The sequence below is a fragment of the Levilactobacillus parabrevis genome (assembly GCF_044051715.1).
GTDB lineage: Bacteria > Bacillota > Bacilli > Lactobacillales > Lactobacillaceae > Levilactobacillus > Levilactobacillus parabrevis.
This window is the reverse complement of record NZ_CP168688.1, coordinates 561,149-577,139: the sequence shown is the minus strand read 5'-3', so window position 1 is coordinate 577,139 and position 15,991 is coordinate 561,149. Positions and strand designations below refer to the sequence as shown.

At 50.7% G+C, this 15,991-nt stretch carries 11 protein-coding genes and 1 pseudogene; 2 read left to right on the top strand and 10 right to left on the bottom strand.

All coding sequences use genetic code 11. The features are described 5' to 3' along the window. Window positions 1–8 precede the first annotated feature (8 nt). Window positions 9–2,540 carry a glycosyl hydrolase gene (locus ACEPSU_RS02795; RefSeq protein WP_395322733.1) on the bottom strand — a complete coding sequence of 844 codons (2,532 nt, stop codon included), beginning with the start codon at window positions 2,538–2,540 and terminating at the stop codon, window positions 9–11. Window positions 2,541–2,688: 148 nt separating this feature from the next. Between ACEPSU_RS02795 and ACEPSU_RS02790 the strand changes: the two genes are divergently transcribed. After that, window positions 2,689–3,684 (top strand): LacI family DNA-binding transcriptional regulator, encoded by a 996-nt coding sequence (locus ACEPSU_RS02790; RefSeq protein WP_020089369.1) that lies wholly within the window; start codon window positions 2,689–2,691, stop codon window positions 3,682–3,684. A 415-nt stretch (window positions 3,685–4,099) separates the two neighbouring features. Here the strand turns inward: ACEPSU_RS02790 and uidA are convergent, their stop codons facing one another. The 6 genes from uidA to ACEPSU_RS02760 form a co-directional block, all read right to left on the bottom strand. Continuing rightward, the gene (gene uidA / locus ACEPSU_RS02785; RefSeq protein ID WP_395322732.1) at window positions 4,100–5,908 is read right to left on the bottom strand and encodes a beta-glucuronidase; all 1,809 of its coding nucleotides are present in this window, start codon (window positions 5,906–5,908) and stop codon (window positions 4,100–4,102) included. 20 nt (window positions 5,909–5,928) lie between these two features. After that, window positions 5,929–7,818, bottom strand: coding sequence for a DUF2264 domain-containing protein (locus ACEPSU_RS02780; RefSeq protein WP_395322731.1), 1,890 nt, complete (start codon window positions 7,816–7,818; stop codon window positions 5,929–5,931). A gap of 428 nt (window positions 7,819–8,246) precedes the next feature. Next, window positions 8,247–9,542, bottom strand: coding sequence for an MFS transporter (locus ACEPSU_RS02775; RefSeq protein WP_395361591.1), 1,296 nt, complete (start codon window positions 9,540–9,542; stop codon window positions 8,247–8,249). A gap of 421 nt (window positions 9,543–9,963) precedes the next feature. Beyond that, a complete protein-coding gene (locus ACEPSU_RS02770; protein ID WP_395322730.1) occupies window positions 9,964–10,152 on the bottom strand; it encodes a hypothetical protein in 189 nt (62 codons plus the stop codon). A gap of 177 nt (window positions 10,153–10,329) precedes the next feature. Next, window positions 10,330–11,787 (bottom strand): NCS2 family permease, encoded by a 1,458-nt coding sequence (locus tag ACEPSU_RS02765; RefSeq protein ID WP_395322729.1) that lies wholly within the window; start codon window positions 11,785–11,787, stop codon window positions 10,330–10,332. 250 nt (window positions 11,788–12,037) lie between these two features. Next, a complete protein-coding gene (locus ACEPSU_RS02760) occupies window positions 12,038–13,945 on the bottom strand; it encodes a heavy metal translocating P-type ATPase (RefSeq protein ID WP_395322728.1) in 1,908 nt (635 codons plus the stop codon). A gap of 142 nt (window positions 13,946–14,087) precedes the next feature. Between ACEPSU_RS02760 and ACEPSU_RS02755 the strand changes: the two genes are divergently transcribed. Continuing rightward, entirely contained in the window at window positions 14,088–14,393 is a 306-nt protein-coding gene (locus ACEPSU_RS02755; RefSeq protein WP_395322727.1) for an ArsR/SmtB family transcription factor, read from the top strand. 46 nt (window positions 14,394–14,439) lie between these two features. Here the strand turns inward: ACEPSU_RS02755 and ACEPSU_RS02750 are convergent, their stop codons facing one another. From ACEPSU_RS02750 to relB, 3 genes and pseudogenes are all read right to left on the bottom strand, one after another. Beyond that, entirely contained in the window at window positions 14,440–15,189 is a 750-nt protein-coding gene (locus ACEPSU_RS02750; RefSeq protein WP_395322726.1) for a matrixin family metalloprotease, read from the bottom strand. Between the two features lie 127 nt (window positions 15,190–15,316). Then, a pseudogene (locus ACEPSU_RS02745) lies at window positions 15,317–15,553 on the bottom strand (type II toxin-antitoxin system RelE family toxin); the annotation flags it as partial. 29 nt (window positions 15,554–15,582) lie between these two features. Next, a complete protein-coding gene (gene relB, locus ACEPSU_RS02740) occupies window positions 15,583–15,801 on the bottom strand; it encodes a type II toxin-antitoxin system RelB family antitoxin (RefSeq protein ID WP_395322725.1) in 219 nt (72 codons plus the stop codon). Window positions 15,802–15,991: the final 190 nt, after the last annotated feature.

Here is a 15,991-nt window from a genome sequence, read left to right as displayed (position 1 = left end):
CCCTCAGCCTACCGGTAAAACCCAACCGCATCCAGCGTATAAGTCCCGGCCGTCACCGCAATCGTGACGTGGTGTTTGACCGCAGACAACCCCAAGAAGACGGCGTTCTCCACCTTATCGGCAGCCTGCTGCGGTTCGAAATTAGGGACCAACAGGTGACCATCGACCTTGACCGTTAAGCGACTAGCCGCAACCTGGCGACCATACAACGCAAAGCCAGTCCCAGTGAAGTCAAACGCCACCTGGGTCTTCTGTCCGGCAGTCCCCGTTGACAAGGTTCGGTTCCAAATCGTATTGCCTAACCCGCAGACGTGTTGCCAGTCGCCACGGTAGGTGATCCGCTCGTCTAAGTCATCGATCCGCTGATACTGGACGCCATCCGCCACATCATTCTTCTTAACGACAATCTGGGTAATCTCCGTGTGATAGTAGCCGGTGCCCAGTTTGACGCGACCGCTGTAGTGCGGATTGTCCGTATCCACAAAGGTCAACACTGTCTGACCGTCGATGCCCGCCGCTAATCGATTGCCGCTGATGCCAAAGCTCAGCTGGTGAATTTGTGCCAAGTTCAAGCCATCCACGTAACCCAGAGCCACGATGCGATCATTCTTCACTAACTGACAGCTACCATCCGTGGCCACCTTGAAGACGTACGGGGCACTTTCCAGCCGCCCCTTGACGTCCGTGACTTGATACAGACCGATTCCAAAGTAATTGCCAGTCGCCGAATTCTGCTGGGTCGTGTCATCGAATTTTACGGAGACTACCACGGTGTAGTTGCTCCAGCGGTCGTCCCCCAACGTCAGGTTCGGTGCATACGAGTATTCCCAGTCCAGCGCACGTTGGGCCTCGGTGATCTGTTGGCGCAAGACGCCCTGACCATGACGCTGCTCGACTTCAAAGGCCCCACCCTGATCCGTGGTGTACCGCGGTGTGCCACCTCGAGTCGTGTGGTAGTCCGCCGCATAGCCGAAGTCATCCTGATAGAAGATGTCTTGGCTATCCGTCACGTCCAACAGCGTATTGGCTGCGGGTGCTGTCTGCCGTGCATAAACGACCTCGGTATCGTTACTCAAATCTAGCGTCGTTGCGGTCACAATGCTATGTGGCTGAACGAGAATCGTCAGCTTACCAGCCGTAGCCGTGAGCGTTTCACGTTGCTGTTTCAGCCCGCTATCATAGACTTGCCCCGGTTCCGGACCGCGGCTTTCCCACACCGTGACCGGCTTACCAACTGCTGGTAGATTGACGAGTGCCAGCGTATACCGACGAGGGCTCGCGCTATCGTTGACCAAAATCGTTGAAAAGTCCTGTTTGTCCGGCGCCACCAACGTCAAATAACTGGGCGCATCCGTGTGGCTATCCAGATTTTCCGTCCCACCGACCTGACTGTCACAGGCACTCGGTAAATAACGCCACGGATTGCTCTCGTGCCAGCCAGCTTGTGCGAAGTCCGTGAAGTGCTTCATGATCTGCAACCCCACGTTGTCAACTTCAAAGTATCCGGACCACGGGTGACTCGCAGTGATCAACTCCTTGTGACTGTAATTGACCCCGGGATAATAGGCGGAAACGGCGGGCTGGAAGATGTAGAAGGTCCGCCGAGAGTTCACATAACCCTTAATCAGCCGGTTCGCCACATCCAGCCCACTCTGCTTGCCACCGATGCCATCGCCGGAACTGGCTCGTACACGATACTTGCCAAACGTCATCGGCGCGATGCCCTCACTGTACCAGACCTCGTGCTGGTGATCATCGGCTAAACGTTTGTATTGATTATGCGTCCCATCATCGGTATTGTAGTGATAGCCGACTGCCGTCACGCGTTCGAGTAACTCCCGGTCCTTCAGCATGGTATCGCCAAACTTAGTCTCGTAATTCTGGTCGGCCGCAATCAGCTTGATCTGGTGGTAGCGTGCCACGGGAAAGTCCGCCGGGAAATCAGTGTCGTTATGTAGCCGGTCGGCAAACCACTTGATCCAGCGATACATCGGATGTTTGGTCTCGTTTCTGTCCGGATCCACGTAATCAAAGAGGTAGCCGAACTGCTGGTACGCTGCTACAATGGTCTGCTTGTAGAGCTGATACATCGGTTCATACGCCGCCTCCGGTACATTGTGATCGGGATCAGCGCTCTTGACCGACGCCCACAGTGGCCGCAAGTAACCGGGTTCCCCCCAGCGCAACAGGCTGGTCTTTAACCGCGGATTCAACTTTTTGGCATCGGCAATCAGCTGGTAGCCGGCGCCCCGCAAAACGTTAGCGGGTTCATCGGCACTGCGCTTTGTCGCCGGTTCGGTCCCAGAAGACGTATTCGCATCATCCCCGAGTTCTAGCTTGACCATCGACATCAGCGGGTGCTGGCCGCCGAAGAGAATCGCTAAGATCTGCTGGTAGCTCTCGGGCTGTCCCCATTTATAATCCAGCAAGAGCCGTGAAGAATTATTACAGCTCAAGTACCCAAACCCCTTGAAGGTATTGGCATCCTGCGCCGATGTATCCAGTAAATCACCATCAATTGTTACCTGTGTTGTATTCATGACTGATCACACACTCCAATCTATCAAAAATGAAGAAATTTAGAAGTTTCCAGTTTAGTAAACGTTTTTCCGAAATTTACGGCTATAATAATTATAAGGAATGGAATACATAGGCTATAAATAAATCTAATCGAAGGAGGACTACCCGATGACAACCATCAAGGACGTGGCGAAAAGCGCCGGCGTTTCAGCATCTACCGTCTCTCGTATCCTAAATTATGATGCCACCCTCGCCGTCAGCGAAGATACCCGGCGTAAGGTCCTAGAAGTCGCCGAAAAGTTGCAGTACAAGAAGAAACCTAAGAAGGTTAAACAGTCCGGGGCCAAGATTGCCGTGGTGCAATGGCACTCCGACAAGGAAGAACTCAATGACCTGTACTACTACCAGATTCAGTACGGCATCGAGACCAAGGCCCTGAGCGGCGGCGTTTCCGTCGACACCATTTCGTTTAACAACATCGCCAACATCGACCTCACCGGCTACTCTGGCATCATCGCGGTGGGCAAGTACGACGAATCCGAAATCCACCGGTTGGCCGGCTACCACAAGCCACTGGTCTTCATCGGCGAAAACTACCTGCTCTACGGCTTCGACAGTGTTCAAAGTGACTTCCTGACGCCCATCAATTGGATCATCAACCACTACCTGACCGAAGGAATCACCGACATTGGCCTGATTGCCGGCCAGGAAAAGACGTTGACTGAGCACAATGCCGTCTACGACCCGCGCGCCACGACCTACCGCAACCGCCTCGTCCACGAGGACCTCTTCAATCCGGACTTCCTGTTCACGGGTAGTTACGGTCCGGACTCTGGCTACCAGTTGATGGAACGGGCCATCACCGAGCTGAAAGATGACTTGCCACACGCCTTCATTATCGGTAGCGACTCCATGGCGATTGGCGCGCTGAAAGCCCTGAAACAGCACGACATCCCCGTTCCCGGTCGGGTGAACATCATCAGCTTCAACGACGTGGCAATCGCCAAATACGCCTACCCCGCGCTGACAACGGTTCACGTCTACACGGAGATCATGGGCGAACGGGCCTTCGATCTCCTACAGGAACAGATCAAAGATGCCAACAAGATTCCAGAATCCGTGGTCATCAGCACCCGCATCATCAAACGCGACAGTAGCGTATAAAACAATCAAAATAAAACCGCAGTAAATCCAAGGTTCTCAATACCTGGTTTACTGCGGTTTTTAGCTGTTTAATTGGTCCAAATCGTTTAGAAACCGACATCGCTAAATTTCCACATAAAACCTAGTCAAGGTTTTCCCAACACCACGAGACATTGTTAACTGCCCTTATATAATTTTATAAAATATCTAAGAGAGTCGAATAACTTTGAACTAACGCAACGTCAGCCGTGAGGACGGTGAAAATCAACTCAGCTGTGGGAATTCCCTTAGCGGCTGTGCCGCTTAGGAAATTGGTGCCTTTGAGACTAGTCCCTCAGAGGCTCAAAGCAAGCCTAAAGACCGCTCTATGGCTTTAGGCGCCCGCCCTCAGCGCTCCAGTTGATTTTCACCGCCCGGCAAGGCGAAAACGATAGCGTTAATTCTTAAAGTTATTGTCGATATCGAGCCAACGCTGGCGGAGATAGAACGCCGCTTCCTTCGGCTGACGGTCCCGCGTGAACAGGCCCTTCTTATTCCCGTTAACTCGCATGTTCCCTTCGACCGTTTGGAAGTCAGCCAAGTTCCAAGGCTGTTCACCCCGAATGAAGTCATAAGAATCGAAGACCCGGTTGAACATCTGTAGCAATTCAATCTGGTACTCTTCGCTCCACATCACGGAAGGCAACTTGTGCAGGCCTGGCTGAGTATCGGCGCCATATTCGGAGAACACAACGGGTTTGTCGATATCCGAGGCTGCCCACTTGTCGAGTTCCTCGCGCAGACCGGCTTCCCCATCGGAGATTTCGTAGCCCCACTTGTGATACCAACCAGGGTAACGGTTCAACAGGTAGAAGTCAGGGAACTGCTTGCAATAGGAGGTATCGAAGGTGTCATCTTCATTCAACGTAAAGGTCCGTGGCCGTTGATCAGGGTCCAAAGCTTTGGTGGCCGCAAACATTTTTTCAAAGTACGGCACCGCAGACTTACTAGAGGTGTCGGGCTCATTGAAGAGGCTCCAAGCCAGGACACTCGGGTGATTCTTATCCCGGTGGATCATGTCGGTCACTTGGTCGAGATGCTTCTTATAAAGCTCTTCGGTCCAGTCACCATCGAAGAAGGATTGATCGAGGCCACCGAGGAAGCTGGCCGCCGCCATCTTAAACCCAACAGCGGGAACTTCATCGATAATGAGAAAGCCTTCGCGGTCGGCAAAGCGGTAAACCTCTTCGTCGTATGGATAGTGGGATGTCCGGAAGGAGTTGGCCCCCATCCATTTCATCAGCTCGAAGTCCCGCTTCTCCACGTTGAGATCGAAAGCCCGACCGGCGTAGATGCTGTCTTCATGGCGGCCAAATCCCTTGAGGTAAACGGGTTGCCCGTTGACCTCGATCTGGTGCCCGGCGATAGTGATCGTCCGAATCCCAATTTCATCGCTATATTCATCAAGCAACTGGTCGTTGGCCGTGACTTGAATCGTCAGCGTGTAAAGGTGGGCGTCACGAACGTTCCACAACTGAGGGTGCTGCACGATGAGGTCGCCGGATCGGCCATTACTGGTGGCCACAATCTGGCCGTTCTCATCACGCAACGTGACACTGACGCTACCAGCCGATTGACTGGTTGTCACGGTGTAGTGAACCGTGGCCACATCATCACCCAGCGTAGAAACAGCGGTGTAATCCACCACGTGATTCTCAGGCATCGCAACGAGATGGACGCTGCGGTTCAGACCGGAGTAATTGTAAAAATCAAAGAATGGCTTAACCATTTTCTTACCGTTCTTCAGGACGGTCGTATCACCGGCTGGTAAGGCATCGCGGTGTAGCTCATTGTTCATCTTGAGCACGACCAGGTTGTCCTCGTCAAATTTCACCGCACTGGTAATGTCGGCGAGAAATGGGAGAAAACCACCCTCATGACTCCGAATTTCCTGACCGTTGACGTAAACCGTGGCACGGTGCGTTGCAGCACCGAACCGCAGGCCAATCAGCTTACCGCGCAGTGACCCAGGGATGAAGACCCGCTTGGCATACCAGAAATCACCAGTGTATTCACGAGAATCCTTGTCCGTAAAGAAGTCGTTGAAGCTGGCTGGAACGGGCATCTTGATGGGATCGGGTAATTTAGCGGTCCAATTGTCAGCCAGTCCCTGGCTCTCACGGTCAAACTTAAAGTCCCAAAGACCATCTAGTTTCTGGTCAAAGCGGCATTTATTCGTAAGTGGGTAGAGTAACTCTTGCTCCATGTGTCTGATTCCTCCAAACTCTATTTAAATTCGTCTAAGGTGACCTTGGTGGTCTGCCCGTTCAATGTAATCTCAACCCGGTTCCCAACCAAGGCAATGGTTGGAATCGCGATCTCACCGTTAGCGTCCAGGCTCTCCAACTCGCGGTCCCCCAGATAAAGGGAAACCAAGGTGTGCTTTCCAGGCTTCAAAACTCCCGTCTGTAGCGGAATCTTCGTCTTAGGGAAGTAGATGTTGGTGTTGGGCTCTGGTACGGACAATTCGACTTTCAGATTGTCTGACAAGCCAACTAAACCGGTGATACCAACTCGTGTCTGATAGAAGACAGCGTTCTTAGCCTTGACTGCCACCTCGTGTTCACGCGCGTCACCACTATCGGGACCGGAGAAACTCCCTTCGGCCACGTGTAATTCCCGTGCGGTATCAATCTGGTGAATTCGCACGTGCCATGGCATATCCGGAATCACGTAGTTCTTAATATCCACGTCGTCCCATGGTTGCCAGTCGGAATAAACGTAATCGTCGTGAATCTGGTAGTCGGCATACTTAAAGGCCGTCCGCCAGAAGTTCTCGGATTCGGAGACTGCTAGCGTGTTGTCAAAGGCACACTGCTTAAGCAAGACGGAACCCTTGGGGGTGCTGAAACCAAAGGATGAGGAGTACACGTACTTTTCGTATTTGGCAGCACCGGCAGCGTGTTCGTGGGAGTGCTGACCAGCGGTAAAGGACTGGACTTCCATCCCCGTCTTACTGTGAGCGACCAGCATCCGTGGTTCCGGCTGCTTCTTGAGTGGTTCGAACTTAAAGTCGTCACGTTCCGGCGTGGTCCAGAACGGATCGTCATCGGGTAACGCGTAGAAGATAAAGGTCTTGAGCGCCCAGTAGGCCGAAGCGGGGCCGTTGTAGCCTTCCGCAAAGACCATGTTCGGGTAGGCGTAACCGATTGGAATCAAGCCGTCCGTTGTGAAGATATTTTGATGGAACCACCAACGCAAATTGTTTAAAAGTAAATGTTTGATGTCACCTAGCTCATAACCCGCTGGCAAGTCGATGTGCGCATACGCCGCAACCGCCCAGAAGGCCGCTTGGGCAAACCGATAGTCGAGGCTCCGCCCATAAGGCAAGGCCGCTCCGTCCGCCGCAAACCAGTTGGCATAGCTCGGCACGAAGGCCTTGGCGCGTTCCCGCAGCAAGGTAGCTTCGTCCCCCTGCCAGTCGGTCAGACCAACCGTCAGTAAGGTGAAGAACTGGTAAGCAAACGGAATGTAATTGTCAATTTGATTCTTGTACCCATCGTAAGACCAACCGTGGTCAAGGTAGTGGGTGTTGGTGATGGCGTAATCATCGGCGACTAACTGTGAATGGTCGGCGTACCCGGAGTCCGTGATAAACTTGTTAACCATGGCCTTAAAGAAGAGCCAATTCGTCTTCGGGACAACCTTATCATTGACCTGGTCCATCCAATCTACAATCTGCTTCTGTTGTGTCGTGGACAAGCTATCCCAGAAGTTAGGCTTGGTCTCGTACAGAAATGCCGTCAACGCACCCATTTCCACAAAGAGTTGATCATAGTCACCGAGGTCACCCCCCCAATAACTGTCTGATTGGGGATCAACGCCGGCGAGGATTCCTTGCGTGGTCATTTCAAACCAGTCGGGGTAAGCCTTGACGTTCTCGGCGTTACTGAAGAAGGGACCGAGGCCCCACAACAGGCGCATGAAGCCTTCAATTTCAGTCTTGTCTTGCAGGTAGACCGCCCCGCTATCACTCATGCGGAAACGACCCTTTTGCTTCTGTTGACTTAAGACGTCCATTGCAGGGCTAAGAATGTCCAGCAACGCCGACTTCACATCCGCTTTACTACGGAGTGGGTTCGCTTTGATTTGCTCGTTAAATAACTGTCGTTTCAAGTTAAGTCCTCCTTTGCCTATCTTTCGGGTGAAAACTGCCGCCTGCGGTTGCCAGAGATTCTGCCGCTGTGGGGACCGCCTGCAGCCAAAGTACAGGCTTCCGGCTCGATTTGAAACCTCGCAAGATCCATGCGAGTTTCCAAACACGTCCCACGATGTAAGGCCAGGAAAAACCACCTGGTCTAACATCGTCGTCACGGCTGGCGCCATCTCTGACCTCCTCCGGCTAATCTTGTTTTCACCCCATAACAATCGCTTAATTCATATAAAAATAAGTGAACTATAGTATCACTAACCGTAATTATTCGCAATAATTAGTGCGTTTCAATCACTTTTCGAAAAAGGCTCTACGCCGTTAGTGACATAGAGTCTTCCGTACGTTTGCTAATAAACGTATCTTTTTCTAAAACCAATCGTGTCGCTCAGAACTACCGAACCCGTTTGATCATAGCAATGGCAATCCCACCAACTAATTCCATGGCAATGGCGAAGATGAAGATCGCACCGTAACCAAAGGCGGCAACGATAGCCGAGGCCACCATGGCACCCAACATCTGGCCTAACGTGTTGGCCAAATTGATCAGCCCTAAGTCTTTCCCGGCAGTATCAGATGAAGGTAAAACGTCCATGTTCAAGGCACCATCGACGGAGTTGTATAACCCATTCCCGAAGGCGGCGATGACGGCGTAAACGAACATTGCCCATGGCTTTTGAACAAACAGTGGGAACAATGCGGCGAAACCTAAGGCAAAGGTTGCAATCACAACTGGTGCCTTAACCCGGTTCAGCTTATCGGCAAGTGGTCCCCCAATCAAAGCGAAGATCACACCAATGATTAACATAATTGAGGAGAAGATGGAAATTGATTTCCCAGCTTCACTCGTTCCTTGACCAATGTAATCAGTGAACAGGAAGAGTAAGAAGGTCGTGACGATGGTTGACCCAACAACCATGGAGAACTTACCCGTCAAAGCTAAGTAGAAGTCCCGTGCATCGTGCGTTGGGAAGAAGAAGTACTTCTTTAAAGTATCCTTGTTCAGGGAAACTTTGGGTTCATCCATGTTCCCTTTTTCTTGAATCAGGAGCAAGTGAATGATGGCCAAGACAACGGTACTGCCGGCCATGAAGTAGATCCCCATCTTAACGTTACCCAAGAATTGGGCCGCTAACAGCGCGAACCCTTGTTGGGCGATGGTAAATCCGACCCCGTAGAAAGTCGAAACAGTTCCCCGCCACTTAGGCGCGACCCGGTCCGATATTTGCGGGTATATCGCCGCAGCAATGGCATTTTCGGCCGCAGCCGCAACAATCCAAATGAGAATGATGGCCATGATCGATTTAACATTGGCAATGACAACCAGTGAAATTGCAATGGCAATCGTTCCGACAACAATGTAAGGCTTCCGTTTCCCAAAGCGGGTCCGGGTAACATCTGAGAATGCCCCGAATAACAGGTTGGCAACGGCACCTGTGATGGAAGCAACCGTAGCTAAGATCCCAACGGCCCAAACCTTATGTACAGGATCCAATTGCGCGAATAATTGCGGGATTAAAACACTTCTAGTGGAGCCAATTGGCCCGTACCAGCATAATGGCGCCAAAAACATAGCGGATGAGACCATCCAAGGCAGCTTGGGTTGTTCTTCGTCTTTAACTTTGGCGTTGGTAACGACCCCGACACCAGCCTTGACAGCTTTCTGATCCGTCTTATCTTCTTTCGACATTATTTCTCACTCCTAAGTATGTATAGATTTTGTAAGGGCTTTCTTTTAACGGTTTTTAGTGGGCTCCCTTGAATCCAACGCCGGGAGCCTTCTCAAGATTACTAAATTGCGGCTAATAAAAACGCTTACAAGTGGATTATAACGCTTTCATTTTGTAAAGTATAGTTATTGTTTAGTAAAACACACCCGAGTTTAATCATTGTTTACTAAACATACTGTTGTGCCGGCTCTCTCCGACCACTAAAAATTTCAACAAAAAAGAACAGCGGCCGCCATACCAGCACCGCTGTTCCTTCATTATAATGTCGTCATTCAAGTTATCAGCTTGTATCCCAAATTTGGTGAACTAGCTTTGGCTATGAGCCCATCTAACGTATCAAGCCACTACATCCGCAAACCAATAGTTACTAAACAACGAGCTTTATTGATCAGATATTTTCGCATCTTTTCGCAACTTCTGCAGATCCGCGGGTGCTACGACGAGCTTAACTTCCCCCGTCTCCAAATTAACATCTGCCACTACCTGAACACTTTTGCCCATCATGCTCGCAACGTGACGCTTGATCTTCACAGGTGATCCATACGCTAAAATCTCATATTGTTGATGCACCGCTAAGTCCTCCCAGGTCATATTTGCCCACAGAATAACACACTCTTAAGCTCAACCCCCGGTAGCACGTCTTACAAATATTCTAATATCCGCTTAAGACCGGCGCTCTTCACTCTAGACCACAAAAAAGCACCCGGGCGGCGTCTTCACCACCCCGGTGCTTCCTGATTCCCCCAATTAAACTAATGCCAGCACCGCGAAGTTAATCACGAACAACGCCGACACAATCCAGATCAACCCATGAACCTCTTTGGCCTTGCCTTCGACCGTCTTGACCAGACAGTAGAAGATGAAACCAGCGGCAATCCCGTAAGTAATATTGTAGGCAAACGCCATGATAAACGACGTCATGAAGGCGGGAATCGCCTCGCCAAAGTCATGCCACGGGATCTTACTGAAGGCACTCATCATCATGATTCCGACCAGAATCAGTGACGGTGCGATGGCCGCTGTTGGAATGATCGATAACAGTGGTGAAGCTAACGAACTCAACAGGAACAGGATGGAAACGACCACACTAGTCAGCCCAGTTCGGCCACCCGCGCCAATTCCCGCGGAACTTTCCACGTAGGTCGTCAGGTTGGAGGTCCCAAAGATCGAGCCCACGCCGGTCGCAATGGAATCGGCGAATAGGGCCTTATCCAATTTTGACTTAAACCCGGGTTGCGCTTCTAACTCTAGTTCCCGCTTACCGGAAAAAATTCCCGTCTGACGCCCCGTCCCGATGAAGGTCCCCAGCGAGTCAAACGTGTCGGAGAGACTGAACGACAGAATCGTCATCAATACCAGAATTACCCGATTATGCTCGGCAAATAGTGATCCCATCCCCTCGGACGAGAAGGCTGCCAAGAAAGTCGTCCCCAGTTGGTGAAAGGACGAACCAATTGAATAGCCACTTGCCAGATGCAGATTGGTCACCCCCATGGGGATGCCAATGATCGTCGTGGTCAAGATCCCAATCAGCAGAGCCCCTGGCACTTTCCGTACCTTAAAGATCACGGTGACAATCAAACCGATGACGGCCAAAATCAAGGCTGGGGAGTTGAACACTTCCAATGCCGGTGTAATGCTCCCGTTGGTAACGACGGAACCGATCCCGTGCTTGAAGGTCTCCTGTGTGGCGTTAAACGCCTTGCCGTTGACTGTCAGGATGCTGCTGGCATCGCTGGTAAACTGCAGAAAGTTTCCGTTCTTCAATCCAACGTAGGCGATGAACGCCCCAATTCCCCCACTGATGGCGAGCTGAAGGTTAACTGGAATGGCGGAAATCAACATTTTTCGAATCTTGGTTGCCGTAATAATGATATTAATAATGCCACAGAAGAAAACCAACGCCAACGCCTGTTGCCAGGTAAAACCCAGTCCCATGACCACGGTATACGTGAAGAAGGCATTCAGCCCCATCCCCGGCGCCAACGCATACGGAACATTCGCAAACAATCCCATAACCAATGTTCCCGCAACCGAGGCAATAATTGTTGCGAGAAAAACAGCCTGTTGCGGCATCCCCGTCTGTCCCAGAATCTGGGGGTTAACGAAGAGAATATATGACATGGCGAAGAAGGTCGTGACTCCCGCACCAATTTCAGTACCAACGGTGGTTCCTGACTCTTTGAGCCTGAAAAACTTATCCACGGTGGATTCCTCCTATAAAATACGAACATTAAATAATAAATAAAAGCTAATTATCAGTTTCTATACGGAGAACTATACCAGATTACGGCGGATAAGCCAAGAAAAATATACGATACACGAACTTAATGAGTTTTACTACGATTGATGTTGCCCCACCATCATTGCACGTTCACGCTAAGAAATGGGAATTTAAAAACGCCACCAAGCCGATGTTAATCAGCCTGATGACGTCTCATTTGAACTCTAATTTCTAGCCACTAACTTTAGCCAGTGTCTTCTGAACTTTCTGTGGTTTTTCTTGGCGACCAATCAGCAGCAGCCGTAGCGTATTCAGTACGGCAATCAGCGTCACACCCACATCCGAGAAGACTGCCCACCACATCGTTGTGATGCCAAAGGCGGCCAGGGTCAGGAAGAGGAGCTTGATTCCAAGGGCAAACACGATATTTTCCCAAACAATTTGCTTGGTCCGTTTGGCAATTGCAATCGTGCGTGGAATTGCCAAAGGATCATCATTCATCAACACGACGTCAGCCGACTCGATGGCGGCATCGGAACCCAGTGCCCCCATGGCAATCCCCACGTCAGCACTCGCCAGAACGGGCGTATCGTTTAGCCCGTCACCGACGAACGCCAGCTTCTCCTTAGAACCTAGTTGGGCCTTCAAAGCACCCATCTCAGCCACCTTATCTTGTGGCAGTAACTCCGCTTTAACAGCATCAATTCCGATCTGTTGGCCCACCGCCTGACCGACTTGGCGATTATCGCCAGTTAGCATCACGGTATGGGCCACGCCATCCTGCTTTAGTGCGCGCAGGGCTGGTACCGTGTTTTCCTTAATCGCATCAGCAACTTCAATGGCCCCCTGGTACTGACCACCCAAGACCACGTAGACCATGGTCCCAGTTGTACTGCCCGGCAAATCAACCGTCACGCCAACTTGGCGCATCAATTTTGCATTCCCCACGTAAAGGGGCTGGCCAGCTTGAATTCTCTTCACGCCCAGTCCTACCAGTTCTTCCGCAGCTGATTGATTGTCAGTACTGAGGCCAGCCATCGCCACGATTGACTTGGCAATCGGATGCGGCGAGGCCACCTCGGCTGACGCTGCCAACTTAACCAACGCCGGCTTACTAAGGCTGACGGGCGCCACATTGACCACGGCAAATTCCCCTCGAGTCAATGTCCCGGTCTTATCAAAGGCCACCGTCTTGACCTGATTCAAAGCTTCCAAATAGTTACTTCCCTTAATGAGCACCCCACTACGCGACGCGGCACCGATACCGCCAAAGTAACTGAGTGGTACGGAAATAACCAACGCACACGGACAGGAGATCACTAAGAAGATCAATGCCCGGTAGAGCCAATCAGCAAACGGTTGGGCAAAAAGCAACGGCGGTACAATCGCGAGTAACGCCGCCATGCCAACGACGGCGGGCGTGTAGACCCGCGCAAATTTTGTAATAAAGTTTTCAGTCTTCGTCTTTTTGTTAGTGGCATCCTGAACCAACTCAAGAATCTTGGCCACGGTTGAATCCGCGTAGGCTTTTTCAACCCGGAGCTCGATGACCCCATTGCTGACAATCGTCCCACTCAACGCTTGATCACCGGTAACTACCAGACTGGGCTTGGTTTCACCCGTCAGTGCCTTGGTATCCAGGTAGGTCTCGCCACTCGTGACCGTCCCATCGGCAGGAACCTTTTCTCCCGGCCGAACGATGAGCGTGTCCCCTACCTTGATCTGGTCTGGCGTGATCTGTTGCGTATGGCCGTTGACCACTAGGTTTGCGGAGTCCGGCCGAATCTGCAGGAGGGAAGTGATGGACTGTTTGGACTTGCTGACAGCGGAATCTTGGAAGAATTCGCCGATGCGATAGAATAGCATGACCGCAACTGCCTCAGGATACTGCTGAATCGCCAAGGCCCCAACCGTGGCGACCGTCATCAAAAAGGCCTCACCAAATAGTTTGCCGTTAAACAGATCCTTCACGGCATCCACGAGGATCGGACCCCCTACGAGCAGGTACGCCATCAGGTATAGCCCAATTGTAACCGCTTTCAATAATGGTGAAAAACTTGCGATGGCGAGGAGCAGCACACTCCCTAGGATCATGGCTAAGTTACGTTTGGTCTCTGCTAATTTTAAATATTCCCGCATCGTACTCGCCTCCTGAAATTTGATATGAATGGTCGCTCATATGTATGCGTTCATCATAACATATCTATAAAACGTGTCAACTGTTAAAGTGGCCAAACTTACCCCGGCCTTTTATGATAAAATGAAAGCTATGGTGACTAATATGGAAAAACAAAACAATCAGCTTCCCACAACCACAGAAATTAAAAAAAGCGTCGACCTCTTCAAAACCTTTGGCGATGCGACTCGCTATCAGATTCTTTCGCTTCTCTACCAAGGGAGTTGGACCGTCAGTGAAATCACGGCCGTCATGGACGTGTCGCAATCCGCCATCTCCCACCAGCTCAAGACCTTGCGCCAGGCGGGACTGGTCGTTGGCAACCGCGATGGCAAGTTTATCAAGTACACCCTCGCCGATGAGCATATTTTTGAAATATTCGAATTGGTTAAGGAACATATTCAAGAATAATTAGACTCAAAAAGTGCGATCCCACAATGGAATCGCACTTTTGTTTTCAGCTTTTAGTCTGCTGATAAACCTGACGCAACCCCCGGACATCCGCGGAGGACAGGTGCATCTTTCCTTGATCTAACGGATACATCACTGAGGCACGATCCGTGCTGTGGTCGAGCCCCAGCGCGTGGCCTAGTTCGTGAATCGCCACGGAGTCTTTAAAGGCCAACGCGTAGGTAATATTCAGGCTGGCTGTCGCTTTATTGCGAATCGTCATCCCCCGAAAACTGACCGTTTCTGTGACCTGCGGACCGCCACGGCCCAACTCCACGCTGGTCTGATTCCGGGCAACCTTCTTGTGATAGGCCCCAAAGGTAATCTGATTTTCAGATTGTGCCGCCCGACCGGCCTTCAGATGGACAATCCCGGTGCGATTGTAGACGTGGACTGCATGGATAAACGCATGTCGTTCCTTAGCCGGGACATCCTTAGCAAAGTGATATTTGTAGGTCCGTTCCAACTGCTGACCCACAACAATGGGTTCGATCGGCGTGTCCGTAGATTGTTTCGCCTGCTTGTGACTGACCTGCTCCACTTTGACGGTAGCTTCCGATTGTCCAGAAGGCACTGACGACTGGCCACTACCTTGACGTTTCGTCGGTTGCTGGTGACCGCTAACCCAACGCGTCACACCTGCTTGTAGCTGAGTGACTTCACCGGGCATGCCGGCAAATGGCCCCCAACCAGTCTTCGCAACAAACACCGCGACTACTAACGCAATGACTATTAGTAATCGTCTGACGACTTTCACACTGATCTCCCTTTCTCAATCCCGTAATCGTGGTCGGCTTAAAACGACCCAATTAGTATGATTTTACCTGGGTGTTGGGGGAATAGCAAGATTTCCTTGGGCGAAACCAATCCATTTATCTTAACCATTACTTATAAACATCATTGCGTTTCGTGGCTTTTACAACTAAGACGACAAAATCCCCATCCTGAATATCAGCGATAATCCGATAGCTTCCAATTATATATCGCCAAAAGGTTCCTAAGTTTCCCTCCAACGCTTTTCCCCACGCACGAGGGTTAGACGCACCTTGGATATGCTCATTTAACCATTTGACCAAGCGACGTTGCGTCTGAAGATCTAGTTTTTGAAATGCTTTATCTGTTTTTACAGAAAACTTCTAGCTGTAAGTCTTCATTCAAGTCCTAACCGGTGCATAATCTCTTCTCGAGAGACCGTTTCACCATGGCTTTCTTCAAGATTACTAGCTGCATCACGGTAATCAGCCTCATCCTCGAGTCGTTCTAAAATCGTCTGACGCATAAACGTCGCCACTGATTCTCCATAAAAATCAGCTAGTGCTTTAATCTCTTGATACTGATCATCCTTGAACCTAATCGATGTAACGGTCATATTTAGCACCTCCTGAAGGGACTATATCATATAGAGGTTTCAAGTGAAGCCTTTACGCTCAATTTCCAGTTCTTAACTGCAATTTTCAATTAATGGCACAAAAAAACAACATGTCTACCGGTCGCAACTGGTAAGCATGCTGTTTAACTGATTTTAGGTTTTCGTCTATTTTAAAAAGGAAACTACCCCC

Coding starts and splice junctions, on each gene's coding strand:
- ACEPSU_RS02795 (WP_395322733.1), bottom strand. CDS start 2,540: ATGAATACAACACAGGTAACAATTGATGGTGATTTACTGGATACATCG.
- ACEPSU_RS02790 (WP_020089369.1), top strand. CDS start 2,689: ATGACAACCATCAAGGACGTGGCGAAAAGCGCCGGCGTTTCAGCATCT.
- uidA (WP_395322732.1), bottom strand. CDS start 5,908: ATGGAGCAAGAGTTACTCTACCCACTTACGAATAAATGCCGCTTTGAC.
- ACEPSU_RS02775 (WP_395361591.1), bottom strand. CDS start 9,542: ATGTCGAAAGAAGATAAGACGGATCAGAAAGCTGTCAAGGCTGGTGTC.
- ACEPSU_RS02760 (WP_395322728.1), bottom strand. CDS start 13,945: ATGCGGGAATATTTAAAATTAGCAGAGACCAAACGTAACTTAGCCATG.
- ACEPSU_RS02755 (WP_395322727.1), top strand. CDS start 14,088: ATGGAAAAACAAAACAATCAGCTTCCCACAACCACAGAAATTAAAAAA.
- relB (WP_395322725.1), bottom strand. CDS start 15,801: ATGACCGTTACATCGATTAGGTTCAAGGATGATCAGTATCAAGAGATT.